Origin of the sequence: Micromonospora noduli, from assembly GCF_003264475.1 — a bacterium.
In the GTDB taxonomy this organism is placed as follows: Bacteria; Actinomycetota; Actinomycetes; order Mycobacteriales; family Micromonosporaceae; genus Micromonospora; species Micromonospora noduli.
The window spans coordinates 886,778-900,287 of sequence record NZ_PYAC01000001.1 but is presented as its reverse complement, the minus strand read 5'-3'; the positions used below and the strand labels follow the sequence as shown (position 1 = coordinate 900,287).

15 protein-coding genes are annotated in these 13,510 nt (G+C 70.7%); 5 read left to right on the top strand and 10 right to left on the bottom strand.

The window, feature by feature from the left end; genetic code table 11:
- Nucleotides 1–15: 15 nt before the first annotated feature.
- From MED15_RS03870 to MED15_RS03830, 9 genes are all read right to left on the bottom strand, one after another.
- On the bottom strand, nt 16–1,353 hold the full coding sequence (locus MED15_RS03870; RefSeq protein ID WP_425271065.1) for a ricin-type beta-trefoil lectin domain protein: 1,338 nt from the start codon (nt 1,351–1,353) through the stop codon (nt 16–18).
- A 68-nt stretch (nt 1,354–1,421) separates the two neighbouring features.
- Nucleotides 1,422–2,777: an RICIN domain-containing protein gene (locus tag MED15_RS03865; protein WP_112697451.1), complete on the bottom strand. Its 1,356-nt coding sequence runs from the start codon at nt 2,775–2,777 to the stop codon at nt 1,422–1,424.
- A 372-nt stretch (nt 2,778–3,149) separates the two neighbouring features.
- Entirely contained in the window at nt 3,150–3,734 is a 585-nt protein-coding gene (locus MED15_RS03860; protein WP_425271064.1) for a DM13 domain-containing protein, read from the bottom strand.
- Nucleotides 3,735–3,800: 66 nt separating this feature from the next.
- On the bottom strand, nt 3,801–4,640 hold the full coding sequence (locus MED15_RS03855; protein WP_112734796.1) for an S-methyl-5'-thioadenosine phosphorylase: 840 nt from the start codon (nt 4,638–4,640) through the stop codon (nt 3,801–3,803).
- A 44-nt stretch (nt 4,641–4,684) separates the two neighbouring features.
- Entirely contained in the window at nt 4,685–5,110 is a 426-nt protein-coding gene (locus MED15_RS03850; RefSeq protein ID WP_208646483.1) for a hypothetical protein, read from the bottom strand.
- Nucleotides 5,107–6,273, bottom strand: a complete 1,167-nt coding sequence (locus MED15_RS03845) for a molybdopterin-dependent oxidoreductase (RefSeq protein ID WP_112734795.1) — start codon at nt 6,271–6,273, stop codon at nt 5,107–5,109. Before MED15_RS03845 ends, MED15_RS03850 begins: the two co-directional genes overlap by 4 nt.
- The gene (locus MED15_RS03840) at nt 6,270–6,983 is read right to left on the bottom strand and encodes a class I SAM-dependent methyltransferase (protein WP_425271063.1); all 714 of its coding nucleotides are present in this window, start codon (nt 6,981–6,983) and stop codon (nt 6,270–6,272) included. Before MED15_RS03840 ends, MED15_RS03845 begins: the two co-directional genes overlap by 4 nt.
- Entirely contained in the window at nt 6,980–7,660 is a 681-nt protein-coding gene (locus MED15_RS03835; RefSeq protein WP_112734793.1) for a TIGR04282 family arsenosugar biosynthesis glycosyltransferase, read from the bottom strand. Before MED15_RS03835 ends, MED15_RS03840 begins: the two co-directional genes overlap by 4 nt.
- The gene (locus MED15_RS03830; protein ID WP_112583465.1) at nt 7,657–8,334 is read right to left on the bottom strand and encodes a glycosyltransferase family 2 protein; all 678 of its coding nucleotides are present in this window, start codon (nt 8,332–8,334) and stop codon (nt 7,657–7,659) included. Before MED15_RS03830 ends, MED15_RS03835 begins: the two co-directional genes overlap by 4 nt.
- A 147-nt stretch (nt 8,335–8,481) precedes the next feature.
- On the opposite strand from MED15_RS03830, the gene MED15_RS03825 reads away from it, so the two are divergent.
- On the top strand, nt 8,482–9,846 hold the full coding sequence (locus MED15_RS03825; protein WP_112734792.1) for a hypothetical protein: 1,365 nt from the start codon (nt 8,482–8,484) through the stop codon (nt 9,844–9,846).
- On the opposite strand, the gene MED15_RS03820 is transcribed toward MED15_RS03825, so the two are convergent.
- A complete protein-coding gene (locus MED15_RS03820; RefSeq protein ID WP_112734791.1) occupies nt 9,818–10,897 on the bottom strand; it encodes an NAD-dependent epimerase/dehydratase family protein in 1,080 nt (359 codons plus the stop codon). The genes MED15_RS03825 and MED15_RS03820 overlap by 29 nt on opposite strands.
- Before the next feature lie 159 nt (nt 10,898–11,056).
- On the opposite strand from MED15_RS03820, the gene MED15_RS03815 reads away from it, so the two are divergent.
- From MED15_RS03815 to MED15_RS03800, 4 genes are read left to right on the top strand one after another with little or no spacing between them, the layout of a single operon-like run.
- Nucleotides 11,057–11,752: a response regulator transcription factor gene (locus tag MED15_RS03815; protein ID WP_112583468.1), complete on the top strand. Its 696-nt coding sequence runs from the start codon at nt 11,057–11,059 to the stop codon at nt 11,750–11,752.
- Nucleotides 11,745–12,761, top strand: coding sequence for a sensor histidine kinase (locus tag MED15_RS03810; RefSeq protein ID WP_112734790.1), 1,017 nt, complete (start codon nt 11,745–11,747; stop codon nt 12,759–12,761). The genes MED15_RS03815 and MED15_RS03810 overlap by 8 nt, the downstream gene beginning before the upstream one ends.
- A gap of 39 nt (nt 12,762–12,800) precedes the next feature.
- The gene (locus MED15_RS03805) at nt 12,801–12,977 is read left to right on the top strand and encodes a hypothetical protein (protein ID WP_244220347.1); all 177 of its coding nucleotides are present in this window, start codon (nt 12,801–12,803) and stop codon (nt 12,975–12,977) included.
- Nucleotides 12,978–13,036: 59 nt separating this feature from the next.
- On the top strand, nt 13,037–13,504 hold the full coding sequence (locus tag MED15_RS03800; protein WP_112583470.1) for an SAM-dependent methyltransferase: 468 nt from the start codon (nt 13,037–13,039) through the stop codon (nt 13,502–13,504).
- The last annotated feature ends 6 nt before the right edge of the window (nt 13,505–13,510 follow it).

Genomic DNA, 13,510 nt, shown 5'->3' with positions numbered 1-13,510 from the left:
TTGCCTGGTGTGGTACTAGGCGCGCCTAGCCCACTGTTGGTTGGCACCGCCGTGGCAGGCCCAGAGGTGAAGTTGCGTCCCATTGGCCGTGCCGGATGCGACGGCGTCGAGGCACAGCCCCGATTGGGCGCCGGTGATGGTGCCGTTGGAGTTCAGGTTCCACTGTTGGTTGGCCTGGCCGTTGCAGTCCCAGATGAGGACCGCCGTGCCGTTGCTGCTGCCCGCCCCGCTGGCGTCCAGGCACTTGTTGCCGTAGACGGTCAGGGTGCGGTTGGCGGTGTGGGTCCAGCGCTGGTTGGTGCCACCGTGACAGTCCCACAGCTGCGGGCGGGTGCCGTTGGTGGTGCTGGAGTTGGGGATGTCGATGCACCGGCCGGACGGGCTCCCCACGATCAGGACGTTCTGCTGCCCTGGCGGCGGGGTGGTCGGCGGGGGAGTGGTGGGCGGGACGTCCGACCCGAACTGCGTGAAGAACCGCCACACCTCCTGCTTGACCCAGCTCCGTGCGCCGCTCTCACAGCCGGCGCACCCGTCCACCGGGCCCTGCTGGTGGCCGCCGTCGAACGCGGCCCAGAGCACCGGGTATCCGGGCTGGCAGGAGTACGCGGTGGTGATGTGGGTCAGGCTGCCAGCCCTCGGCTCGGGCGGGCTCTGTGCGGCGCATCCGTTGTTGCGGACGAACCTGTCGCGCAGCGACCGTCCGCTGGGGATGTTGTCGTTGATGCCGTGGATCCCCAGGTACGCCACGGGCTGGGTGCCGCCGCTGCATCCGCTGATCGCTCCCGGGGCCGCAATTGCCGCGACCGCACGGAACACCGTCGGCCGGGAACACGCCAACGAGTAGCTCATCGCGCCGCCGTAGCTGAACCCGACCGAGAAACGTTGGGTGGTGTCGACGCAGAGAGCGTTGTCGATCACGCGGATCATGTCGTCGGTGAAGGTGACATCTTCGCCGTTGGAGTTGCCCCAGCCGTTGTTGAGTCCCTGCGGGGCGACGAAGATGGTGCTGTTGTTCGCCTGCGACTGCATGCCGTAGTAGGCCCACGCGGCTCCGTCGGAGCCGCCGCCCGCGACCTGGCTGGCGGTGCCGCCCAACCAGTGGAACCCGAAGGCCAGCCGGTGGGCGTAGGTGTTGTTGTAGTTGTCCGGCAGCCGAAGGATGAAGCTGCGGCTCTTCCCGCTGCTCTGGATGGTGTGGGTGCCGCTGTTCAGTCCGGGCGCCTTGCCGCAGCCGGCTGTGGTGGCCGCCGCCGCCGGTGCGACGGTCGTGAGGACGTACGTTGCGACGGCGATCAGGACCATCACCGCCATGGCTGCCCCCAGCCAGGGGGCGGAGAGTTTGCGAAGTGGCACGGTTGAGCCTCCTTGTGGGTGGTGGAACATCCGTTGGCCCGGTCCCCGTCCCGGGAACCTCGCCGGGCTCAGCTCCGGCTCCAGCGTTGGTTGGCCGCGCCGGTGCAGTCCCAGATCTGGACGCGCGTGCCGTTGGCGGTGCCGTTGCCGACCATGTCCAGGCACCGGCCCGAACCAACTCCGGTGATCGAGCCGTCGGTGTTGAGCCGCCACTTCTGGTTGGACTGGCCGTTGCAGTCCCAAATGATCACCGAGCTGCCGTTCGCGGTGCCGGCGCCGTTGACGTCGAGGCACTTGCCGCCGAAGACGCGCAGTTCCTGGGCGGCGGTCGAGGTCCAGCTCTGGTTGCTCTGACCGTGGCAGTCCCAGATGATCGCCGCCGCGCCGTTGGTCTGCGAGGCGCCGTTGACGTCGAGGCACCGTCCGGAGGACGTGCTGCGCAGGGCCGACGTGCCGCTCGGTGGCGGGGTGGTGGTCGGTGGCGGTGTCGTCGGGTCGGTGCTGCCACCGAACTGGGTGAAGAACCTCCACACCTCGCCCTTGGTCCAGGTCCTGGCTCCGCTGTCCCCGCCGCCGTCCACCGGGCCCGGGGTGTGCCCGCCGTCGAAGGCGGCCCAGACCACCGGATAGCCGGACCGGCAGCCGGAGTAGGTGGTGGTGATGTGGGTCAGGCTGCCCGCCCTCGGTTCGGGTGGGCTCTGTGCGGTGCACCCGTTGTTCCGCACGAACGTGTCGCGCAGGGACCGTCCGGCGGAGACGTTGAGCACCGCATCGCCGATGCCATGGATCCCCATGTACGCGACCGGCTGGGTGCCGCCGCCGCATCCACTGAGCTGCCCGCCGGAGTAGACAGCGACAGCGCGGAAGACGCTTGGCCGGGAACAGGCCAGCGAGTAGCTCATGCCGCCGCCGTAGCTGAAGCCGAGCGCGAAGCGTTGCGTGGTCTCGACGCAGAGGTCTGCCTCGATCACCCTGATCATGTCGTCGACGAAGGTGACGTCCTGGCCGCCGGGGTTGGCCCAGCCGTTGCCGTTGCCCTGGGGCGCGACGAAAATGGTGCTGTTGTTCGCCTGCTGCCGCAGCCCGTAGTAGGACCAGGCCGCCCCGTCGGACCCACCGCCGTCGACGTCGTTTGCGGTGCCGCCGTTCCAGTGGAATCCGAAGATCAACCGGTAGGGATGGTTCCTGTCGTAGTTGTCAGGAATCCTCAGGATGAAACTGCGGTTCTGGCCGCTGCTCTGGATGGACCGTTGGCCACTGGTCAAGGTGGGTGCCTTGCCGCACCCGGCGGTCGCTGCGGCCGCTCCGATGTTCGCGGCCGACGCGGTGGTGATCGAACCACCGGCCAGTGCCCCCGCGCTCACTGTCAGGACGACGGCCGCCGCCGTCGCAAGCAGTCCAAGGATGGGTCTACGTCTTGTCATGAAGGGGCTCCCGCCACTCGGCACGAACTGGTTGAAAGGGGGTCCACGGCAACCCGCACGCCGCCACGACGCGCCGCTGCGGGTCACCCCCGTCGACCACGTTCGCCGCGGACGAACCCCAGAAGACGCGATGTGCCGACGGCGCCCGGCCGGCTCATCGACACAGGTTTCCGCCACTGGTCTCGCCGCCCACGCAGGACCAGTCGATCGTCGAATCGATGGCGGCCACACCGTGCGCCCGAACACCACGTGACCGTTCGCCCGACGGTGCCGGAGCACCTGGCTCGGTGTCGAACCGATTCGCTTCGACGCTAGATCGCGCAGTGAAAGATGTCAATGCCGTGTCCGGCAGGTTGCGACCGGGCAGGCCGGTCAGGCGCTCGTGAGTTCTGCCGCGCCGAAGGAGACCGCGAACCGCTTGCACCAGATGGAGACGCTGCGGAAGTCGCCTGGCTCCACCGACGCCGGTAGCTCGTACACCTGGTTGCCCTTGTTGCCCTTGAGCTTCGCCAGCTCGACCCATTTGCCGTCGTCGAACACCCGCCAGCCGGCCGTGCCCCGGATGACCGGTTGGTCGGTCAGCCACACCCGCAGGTCCGGGCCGTTCGACGTGTTCAGGTCGCGGATGACGAGCTGGTGGCGCCCGTCGGCGAGCCGGTGAATCTCGGCACTGCCGGTCGTCCGGTGCTCATGGGTGACGAACTCGCCGGTGGTCAGGATCTCGTTCGCCGCTGGGGCGGCTGCCGAGGTCGCGGGTGCCGGTGTCGAGGATCCCGGGGTCGCGGACGCCTCGATCGGGGCGGTCGAGGTCGTCCCTACGCGGGGAATCGCCTCGTCGACGTAGGTGTCGGTGAACAGCTTCCACGGCTGGAACCAGTAGAGGGCCAGCATCGCCACGACGACAGCGGCGGCGAGACCGGCTCGGACCACCGGCGACCGGAACATCCGTTTTCCCACCCCCGCAGCGTACGGCCGTAGCCGCCGTCGAACTGTTCGCGAACCCTTTCGGAACTCTTACGACAGTTACCGCTGCGTATCTGCCAGCGCCTGTCCGCACGGGCAGGTTCCCTGGTCCTCCGGCAACGTCTTCACCACGTCGCCGAGCAGGAGGCGCAGACGATCGATGTTCCGGGCGAAGACCGTGAACACCTCCTGCTGGGTCACGCCCTGACCAACCTCGACGCCCGAGTCGAGGTCGGTCACCAGTGACAGCGCTGTGTAACACAGCGCCAGTTCGCGGGCCAACACCGCTTCCGGGTGGCCGGTCATGCCGACGACCGACCAGCCCTCCCGGCCGTACCACAGTGATTCGGCACGGGTGGAGAATCGGGGCCCTTCGATGACGACCATGGTTCCGCCGTCGACCGGCTGCCAACCGGTCGATCGGGCGGCGTCGAGGACAGTGGCCCGTCCGACCGGACAGTAGGGGTCGGCGAAGGGCACATGTACGACCGGGGAGAGTTCCCCGTCCGCGCGTGGCTGTCCGTCGTAGTAGGTCTGCGCGCGGCCGCTGGTCCGGTCGACCAGTTGGTCCGGTACGACGAGGGTCCCCGGGCCCAGATCCGGCCGCAGACCGCCCACGGCGCCCGGTGCGAGCACCTGGCGGACGCCGAGTGCGTGCAGCGCCCACAGATTGGCCCGGTAGTTGATCCGATGTGGGGGGAGGGTGTGTCGCCGTCCGTGGCGGGGCAGGAACACCACCGGCCGCCCGGCGACACTCCCGACGGACAGCGCGTCGCTCGGCGGTCCGTACGGTGTGTCGACGGTGACCTCGGCGACGTCGTCGAGGAACTCGTAGAACCCCGATCCACCGATCACGGCGATCGGCGGGCGATCGGTCGTGCTGGCGTCTCCTGCTGACATGTGTACCCCTCCTGGGCGAACGGTGAAAACGGGTGGGGGTCGACTCAGCGACGGTCTGCCCGTCGGTGCGCGACGCGTCGGTCGACAATGGTGGCGACGACCAGGACGATCACGATCGCGGCCCAGAGGACAGCCAGCCCGACAGCGAGCCCGAGCGGGTAGTCACGGTCCGGTAGGCCCGGGTTCGGAGGCGCCGAGGGTGGTCGCCACAGCAGGGGCACCGCGATCAGCAGCAACGTGGCGCTGGCCGTCAGACCCGCGGCGATCCAGGCCAGACGGAACCGGTTCGTCACCAGTCGACCCAGCGCCAACCCGACCAGTCCGACCAGCGGTGCCACCAGGACGTCGTGCAGCACCGGGCCGCCGATCAACCACGGCAGGGCGGTGCCGAACTGGGGGAGGAGCAACCAACCGCCGTACGCGGTGGCCGCGGCACCGACCACGAACAGGAGCAGTCGGACGGTTCTCACCGCAGCACCTCCAGCCGGGCCACCCACTTGGTCTGCAGGACGCCTGGCCGGCTCGGCGCGATGAGTCGACAGGGGTAACCGTGGTCGGGCGACAGTTGCTCGCCATTGATCCGCAGGGCGAGGAGGGTCAGCGGGTCGCGGGCATGGGCCGCAGGGAGTGTGCTCGCCGCGTACAGGCCGTCGGTTTCCAGTGAGGTGACCCGAACCGGTCGGCCGGTCGGTGCGCCGGCCCAGCGGAGCAGCGCAACGACGGGCACGCCGGTCCAGTGGGCCGAGGCGCTCCAGCCCTCCACACAGGCGATCGGAAGTTCTGCCGTCCGTTGCGGCAGGGCCGCCAGGTCGGCCAGGGACAGGCTGTCCCGCCCGCCCGGCCAGACGATCTCCAGTCGCCAGTCCGCAGGAACGGCGATACGCGCGGCAGCCGCCGTGCGGTTGATCGGTACGCCCTGCGGCCCGGACGCGGAACGCCACGCCAGCGGCGACACCCGACGTAGCCACGGCACTGTGACTCCGGCGGTGGCCAGCACGGCGATGCCGGCGACGCCCGCCGAGGTACGCAGAAACGCGCGTCGCTCGGACGAGTCCCGATCGTCAGGCCCCGGCGTCGCGGCTGGCACCGCTCTCCTGCGTCGCAGTGGCGTGCTCAGCGCCGCGCGGGCGACCGGGAGCTTCACCGCGACGTGCAGCAGCATCGCCCCGACCACCAGCCAGGCGACCGCGTAGTGGGCCGTCGGGAAGAAGAACCCCCACGGGTACGACTGCGCGACGTTGAACAGGCCCGTGACCAGTTCGAAGAACGCGGCGCAGACCAGCACCAGGACGGAGATCCGTTCGAGGGCGTGTGCGGACAACCGGATCGGCTGACGTAGAGGCGGACGGACAAACAGCCGGGGATAGACGCTCCACAGCTTGGCCAGCAGCAACGGGATCGCCGCGACACCGGAGAGCACGTGAACGCCCTGGGTGACCCGGTACAGGTTGACCGGTCGGGTCGGCCAGGTGAACCAGCCCGGCGGGTGCTGGATGTAGTGGCTGAGCAGCCCGGTGCCGAAACACAGCCCGAACGCCACCCCGAGCCAGAGGCCGAGCCGGGCGGTGACCAGCGGTGAGTGCGAGGGCGCGGTGAAGTCCTCGGGGGCGGGGACGCGTGGCCGGCGGATCATGAGCGTGCCAACTCGGCGAACCAGCGTGGACCGAACCGGAAACGGTCAACGACCCGCAGGCCGGCAGCGGCGGCGGTACGGGCCACCGCCTCCGCCCCGACCCGCGCCCAGCGAAACACCGGTCCGCGCTGTTCCCGATCGCCGGACGATCCGGACAGGACGTACGCCTGTCCCTGCCACAGCCCGGCACCCGGGGGTTCCACCTCGACCACCAGCGTTCCGTCGGCCGCGATCAGGGTGCCGCACCGGCGCAGCAGGCGGACCGGGTCGCCACCGATGCCGATGTTGCCGTCGATGAGCAGGGCGTGCGCCCACCTACCCTCGCCGGGAAGGGGTTCGAAGACGTCGCGTCGTAGGGCCACCACACCCCGACCCTGGGTCAGACGTACCGCCTCGGCGGAGATGTCCACCCCCAGTGCGACGAGGCCGCGCTGCGCGAGTGCCCTGGTCAGCCGACCGGGGCCGCAGCCGAGATCGATCGTGGGCCCCGTGCAGCGTGCGGCGACGGACTCGATTTCCGGTTCGGGCGGGCCGTGCCAGCGCCGTACCGGCAACAGGTCACGTCGCCCGTCGGTGTGCACCAGCCAATGGTCGGGTTGGGTCGCAGGCCTCGGGCCGACCGGCGTGCCGTAGGCGTCCTGGTCGGCGGACCACCCGCCGAGTCTGCGCAGCACCACGTCGAAACCGTCGAGACTGATCGTCGAATTCACCGGGGGCATCCGCTCAGCAGATGGCCACCCACCGACGCGACGGCGTCCGCGAACCGGGTGCCCTGTAGGTCAGCCGCGACCGCCAGCGCCGACGACCAGTCGTCGACATCCCGCAGCACGGGCAGCATCGCCGGTTGTACGCCGTGCCCGCGCAGCGCGGCCAGGGTATGACGCCCGGTGTCGTCGGTCGACATGGGTACGTCGCGTAGCGCGCTCGCGTACCTCGGATCGCGTAACCCGAGTGCCCACCAGCCGCCGTCCAGCGCGGGCCCGAACACCGCCTCGTGTTCGGCGAGCCGGTCCAGCGCGGTGGTGAGCACTGCCGGGCGGATCTGCGGGGTGTCCATGCCGATCTGCAGCACCGCCCGGCCGGGAAATGCCGCAGCGGTGTCGGCGTGGGCGTTCGCGAGGCGGTCGGCGAACGTGTCGCCGCGCTGCGGAAGCAGGTGCCAACCGACCAACGCGGCGGTCAACTCCGCGCCGTACTCGGCATCGGCGAACCGGCCGGTGTGGGCCAACACGGGAATGGTCGAGGCGGTGGCGCGCACCGCCGCGAGGGTGTCCAACAGCGACGCCGCCGCGATCCGGGCCGCCTGGGTGGGATCGGCGGGCGGGCAGAGGCGCGTCTTGGCCTGCCCGGGGACCGGCGCCTTCGCGACAAGGAGCAGGACGTTCACCGGCCACCACCGGCGTCGGCGCGCAGCACTCCGGCGAAGTCCCGGGTCGCTCGCAGCGTGCCCCGGACCGAGCCGGAGACCTTCGAGACGGTCCCGGCGGCCCGGGGTGCGTACGCGACGTCCAGTTCGAGGATCCGCCAGCCCGCTCCGGCCGCGCGCAGCAGCAACTCCAGGGGGTAGCCGAACGCGCGGTCGTTGACACCGAGGCCCAGCAGCGCCGCCCGGCGGGCCACCCGGATCGGGCTGATGTCGTACACCGGCACGCCGCGACGCCGCAGCAGGGCCGCGACCAGCGCGTTCCCGGCGCGGGCATGCCACGGCCAGGCAGCCGCCGAGACCGGCCGACGCCGCCCGACGGCGAGATCGGCCCGCCCGTCGAGCACCGCCGAGACGAGCCTGGGCAACTCGGCCGGGTCGAACGAGCCGTCCGCGTCGAGCACGCAGACCAGATCCGCCTCCGCCGCCAGCAGGCCGGCGTGCACTGCCGCGCCGTACCCGCGTCGCGGCTCGTGGACGACCCGGGCCCCGTGCTCGGCCGCGACGACCGGCGAACCGTCGGTGGAGCCGTTGTCGACCACGATGGCGCGGTAGCCGGGTGGCAGTCCGCTCAGTACGGCAGGCAGTGCGGCCGCCTCGTCCAGACACGGCAGCACCACGTCGATCGTTGTGTGCATACCGGCGACGCTAGGCCCGCCACCGGTCGTCCGGGCCGCGGTTTCTCCTTACGAATCGCTTACACGGCAACGGATCTTACGACTCGCTGACGTCTCACCGTCTGGCCGCCGAATGCCTGGTGGGAGGTCGTATCGTCGGCCGTCACCATGACCATGATGACCCGGCCGGGACGAACCCGGTCCGCCGACCTGATCGTCCTCGGCACCGAGGTGGCCCTGCTCGCCGTCGCCGTCGCCGTCGGCGCCCTGCTCAACCATCAGGGCGTACGGCTGCACGCCGACGCGGCACCGCTCTACGCGAGTTGGCAGCCCCATCTGGGGCCCGGCACCCCCGCCGCGCTTCTCGTCGCGGCGCTGTTCGTCTGGCGGGGCGTGCGCTGGGGAACGGACACGCCGTGGCCGCGACTGCTGGCAGTCGGCTATCTCGCCTCGCTGCTCTGGACGCTGTCGCTGGCCCTGGTGGACGGCTGGTCCGCGGGGTTGACCGAGCGGCTCACAGTGCAGGCCGAGTACCTGCACGAGGTGCCTCGGGTGACGGACGTCGGCATCATGCTGTCCGGCTTCGCCGACCGGATTCTCGACTTCCAGCCCGATTCGTGGTCCACCCACGCTGCCGCTCACCCGCCGGGAGCGTTGCTGTTCTTCGTCTGGCTGGAGCGGATCGGCCTGGGCGGCGGGACCGCCGCCGGGCTCGCCTGCGTGCTGCTCGGCGCCACGGTGTCGGTGTCGGTTCCGGTGACGTTGCGGGCACTCGGCGCCGAGGACGCCGCCCGGGCGGTGTGGCCGTTCCTGGTGCTCCTCCCGGGGGCGGTCTGGGTGGGCGCGTCCGCGGACGGGATCTTCGCCGCGGTGGTCGCGGCCGGGTTGGCGTTGCTGGCGGTGGGTGGCCGACCGGGGGCCGCACTGGGCGGGTTGCTACTCGGCTTCGCGCTCTACCTGTCGTACGGGTTCGTCCTGGTCGGGTTGCTCGCGTTGACAGTGGTGCTGCTCCGGGCGCGGGACCGCCTCGGCGTGCTCCTGGTCGCGGCGACGGCGGTCGCGGCCGTCGTCGCGGCGTTCACCCTCGCCGGCTTCTGGTGGCTGGACGGCTACCACCTGGTGGCGCGTCGTTACTACCAGGGCTGGGCGGCGGAACGTCCGTACGGCTACTGGGTCTGGGCGAATCTCGCCGCCCTGCTGCTCTCGGCCGGCCCGGTGGTCGGGCCGGCGCTGCGGCGGGCGGTGGCCGCCGTGTCGATCCGGGCACCGCACCCACCGCTTGCGACGGCCCTCCGGCAGCGGATCGCCAGCGCCGGGCCCACTGTGTGGTTGCCCGTCGCGGCGACGGCGGCGGTGCTCGCGGCGGACCTGTCCGGGCTCAGCAAGGCCGAGGTCGAGCGGATCTGGCTACCGTTCGCCGTCTGGCTGCTGGTCGCCACCGCGCACCTGCCGCACGGTCACCGACGGTGGTGGTTGGCCGCCCAGGCCGCCACGGCTCTCGCCGTCAACCACCTGCTGTGGACGGTGTCGTGACCGATGCCGGGTCCCGCATCACCGCGGTGGTGAAGTCGGCGATGCCAGCGGCGAAGCCGACTCGGGCGGTGAAACCGAGCACGCGGGTGGCCCGCGCCGGATCGGCCACGACGTGCCGCACGTCCGCCGCCCGTCCGCCCCCGACCGTGATCGGCGGTGGCCCGCCCATCGCCGCCGCCAGCTCGTGGGCCAACTCGCCGACGGTGTGCGGTTCGCCCGAGCAGACGTTGATCGGCGTCAGGGGATCCGGTGCCGGTGTCGTGAGGGCCAGCAGGTTGGCCGCGGCCACGTCGGTCACGTGCACGAAGTCGCGCCGTTGCCGGCCGTCCTCCAGCACCCGGGGCGGTCGTCCGGCGGCCAGGGCCGACCGGAAGATCGACGCAACCCCCGAATACGGAGTGTCGCGGGGCATTCGCGGTCCGTAGACGTTGTGATAGCGCAGGGCCCAGACCGATCCGCCGGTCTGCCGGGCCCAGGCACCGGCGAGGTGTTCCTGGGCCAACTTGGTGGCGGCGTACGTGCTCTGCGGTTCCAGCGGCGCGTCCTCGGGCACCAGACCGGGGGAGAGCGCCTGGTCGCAGCGAGGGCAGGTCGGCTCGTACTGGCCCTCGGCCAGGTCGACGACCCGGCGGTTGGCAGGTCGGACGATCCCGTGGGTGGGGCAGTGATAGCGGCCCTCGCCGTAGACCACCATCGAGCTGGCCAGCACCAGTCGGCGCACCCCGGTGGCGTGCATCGCCGCGAGGAGGGTGGCAGTGCCGAGGTCGTTGTGCGCGGCGTACCGGGGGGCGTCGGCCGGGTCGAGGCCATGGCCGACCATGGCTGCCTGATGGCAGACCGCGTCGACCCCGTTCAGTAGCCGGGTCAGCAGCTCGCCGTGGCGTACGTCACCGACCATCAGGTCGTGCCGCTCGGTCCACCGCGGCGCCGTCGCACCGTGCGCCTCGGGCAGGAGCGCGTCCACTGCCACCACCTCGTGCCCGTCGTCGGTGAGCAGGTCGGCGACGTGTGAGCCGATGAACCCGGCCGCACCGGTGACAAGGATCCGCATTCCGGTCACCGTATGACCTCGCGTACGCCCGAGCGGGTTTCCGCGTACAGCCGTAAGAACCTCGCAAGGTTTACCGGTGCGGGCGGAGTCTGGTGCCTGGCTACGCTGGGTCGATGGACATCTGGGGGAGACGTTGACGGGGCGGAACGGGGAAGGTCCGTGACACAGCGTGTGCTGGTGGTCGACGACGATCAGACCGTGAGCGACGTCATCCGTCGTTACCTCGAGAACGACGGCTTCCAGGTGAGCCTCGCGGCGGACGGTGCGGCGGCACTGGCGGCCGTGGAGCGGCACGCGCCACACCTGGTCGTGCTCGACCTGATGCTGCCGCTGATCAACGGTCTGGAGGTGTGCCGGGCGCTGCGGGTACGGCCGGACGGCGTACCGATCGTCATGCTCACCGCGCGCGGCGACGAGTCCGACCGGATCCTCGGGCTGCAACTCGGCGCGGACGACTACCTGACCAAGCCCTTCTCACCCAGGGAACTGGTGCTGCGGGTCCGTTCGGTGCTCCGTCGCGCCGGCGGTGGGACGCCGCCCGAGCGGCCGGAGGCGCTCACCGACGGCAACCTGGTGGTGCACACGGCCTCCCGAACCGCCCGCCTCGCCGGTGCGGATCTTGCCCTGACGTTGCGCGAATTCGACCTGCTCGTCCACCTCATGCGGCATCCGTCCCGGGTCTTCGGCCGGGCCGAACTTCTTGAGCAGGTCTGGGGCTGGAACTTCGGGGACCACTCGACAGTGACAGTGCACGTACGCCGGCTGCGGGAGAAGATCGAGGCCAACCCGGCCGATCCGCAGCGGATCGTGACCGTCTGGGGCGTCGGCTACCGCTACGAGCCGGCCCATGCGTGACGTACTCCTGATCTTCGCGATCGCCCTCGGGGCGGCATTCGGCATCGGGCTCGCCGGTGCGGTGCTGCTCCGCGCGCTTCGGCGCAGCTCGATCACCGTGCACCTCAACGTGCTGCTCACCACCACTGTGGTCGCCGTCGCCGTCGGGGTGATGGCGGTCGCGGAGGCGATGTTCCTCTCGGCGCACGACCTTGAGGTGGTCCTGATCACCGTCGCGGCGGCAGCGGTGGTCAGCCTCGCCGTCGGCGGGCACTTCGGCCGGCGACTGGCCCGCGCCGCGGTCTGGCGCGACCAGGCCCGGGAGCGGGAACGGCAACTGGAGAAGGGCCGGCGCGACCTGGTCGCCTGGGTCTCCCACGACCTGCGGACCCCGCTCGCCGGGCTGAGGGCCATGGCGGAGGCGCTGGAGGACCGGGTGGTGCGTGATCCGGACACGGTCGACGAGTACCACCGGCGCATCCGACTGGAGACCGACCGGATGACCCGACTCGTCGATGACCTGTTCGAGCTGTCCCGGATCAACGCGGGAGCGTTGCGGTTGTCGTTGACGGCGGTGCCGCTCGGAGAGGTGGTTTCGGACGCGCTGGCCAGCACCATCCCGTTGGCCGACGCTCGCCGGATCAAGTTGATCGCCAGCGAGTCGGGGTGGCCGACGGTCGCCGCGAGCGAACCGGAGTTGGCCCGGGTCGTGGCGAACCTGCTGCTCAACGCGGTCCGCTACACCCCGGCCGACGGCACCGTACGTATCGAAGCCGGCCGGGAGGAGGACCACGCCTGGCTGTCGGTTGCCGACACCTGTGGCGGCATTCCCCCGGCCGACCTTCCCCGGGTGTTCGACATCGCGTTCCGTGGCGAGCCGGCCCGCACTCCCGGCCCCGGTGACGGTGGGGCGTCCGGAGGGCTCGGCCTGGCCATCGTTCATGGCCTGGTGGAGGCGCACGGCGGTCGGGTCGAGGTGCGCAACACCCCCGACGGCTGCCAGTTCATGGTCCGCCTGGCCACCGCCTGAGGGTACGAACGCTCGGAGTGGCGGGATGGGGCCGTCGGGTTGCGACGGCCCCATCCCGTTGGCACTCTCGGCTCCTGGTCCTGGCCCAGCCTGGCCGCCGCCATCGCCCGGTTCGACACCGAGATCGACGTTGTCGGCCCCGCCGAGCTTGTCGACGCCTTCGGCCACCTGGCCCGCCGCTTCGCCAGGACCGCCGCCAGCGCAACCCCGGCCTGACTCCTTGATCGGGTGCTCGTGCATGCCGGCCGGTCGTGCGCGGCAACTAGCCTCAGGTCATGCCCAGCTTTGAGATCACCCCGATCGGTACGGTCCGAAATGACAGGACCGATGTCCAGCACACGGACAACTGGGGTGCCGTCCGCAGCACCATCACCATCGACGAGCGCTTCGGTGATCTGTGCCTCCAGGGCCTGGAGGGCTTCTCCCATGTGGAAGTCCTCTTCATCTTCGACCAGTTCCCAGCAGACGGTGATCACCGCGAACCCCGTCCCTACCGTGGTCGCTCCGACCTACCGCCCGTTGGTGTATTCGCCGGCCGCGGCCCTCGCAGACCAAACCGCATCGGAGTGACGTGCTGCGCCATCGAATCCGTCCACGGCCGCGAATTGACGGTGGTGGGTCTCGACGCGGTCTCGGGCACCCCGGTCGTCGACCTGAAGCCGACGATGGTGGAGTTCGTCCCGGTGAACGTCGAGCAGCCGGAATGGGTCAGCCGCCTGATGTCGGAGTACTTCCAGCCCTGAGCGGTA

Excerpts from the sequence above, each read along its gene's own strand:
- MED15_RS03865 (WP_112697451.1), bottom strand. The coding sequence starts at position 2,777 with ATGACAAGACGTAGACCCATCCTTGGACTGCTTGCGACGGCGGCGGCC.
- MED15_RS03855 (WP_112734796.1), bottom strand. The coding sequence starts at position 4,640 with ATGTCAGCAGGAGACGCCAGCACGACCGATCGCCCGCCGATCGCCGTG.
- MED15_RS03845 (WP_112734795.1), bottom strand. The coding sequence starts at position 6,273 with ATGATCCGCCGGCCACGCGTCCCCGCCCCCGAGGACTTCACCGCGCCC.
- MED15_RS03830 (WP_112583465.1), bottom strand. The coding sequence starts at position 8,334 with ATGCACACAACGATCGACGTGGTGCTGCCGTGTCTGGACGAGGCGGCC.
- MED15_RS03825 (WP_112734792.1), top strand. The coding sequence starts at position 8,482 with ATGACCATGATGACCCGGCCGGGACGAACCCGGTCCGCCGACCTGATC.
- MED15_RS03820 (WP_112734791.1), bottom strand. The coding sequence starts at position 10,897 with ATGCGGATCCTTGTCACCGGTGCGGCCGGGTTCATCGGCTCACACGTC.
- MED15_RS03810 (WP_112734790.1), top strand. The coding sequence starts at position 11,745 with ATGCGTGACGTACTCCTGATCTTCGCGATCGCCCTCGGGGCGGCATTC.
- MED15_RS03800 (WP_112583470.1), top strand. The coding sequence starts at position 13,037 with ATGCCCAGCTTTGAGATCACCCCGATCGGTACGGTCCGAAATGACAGG.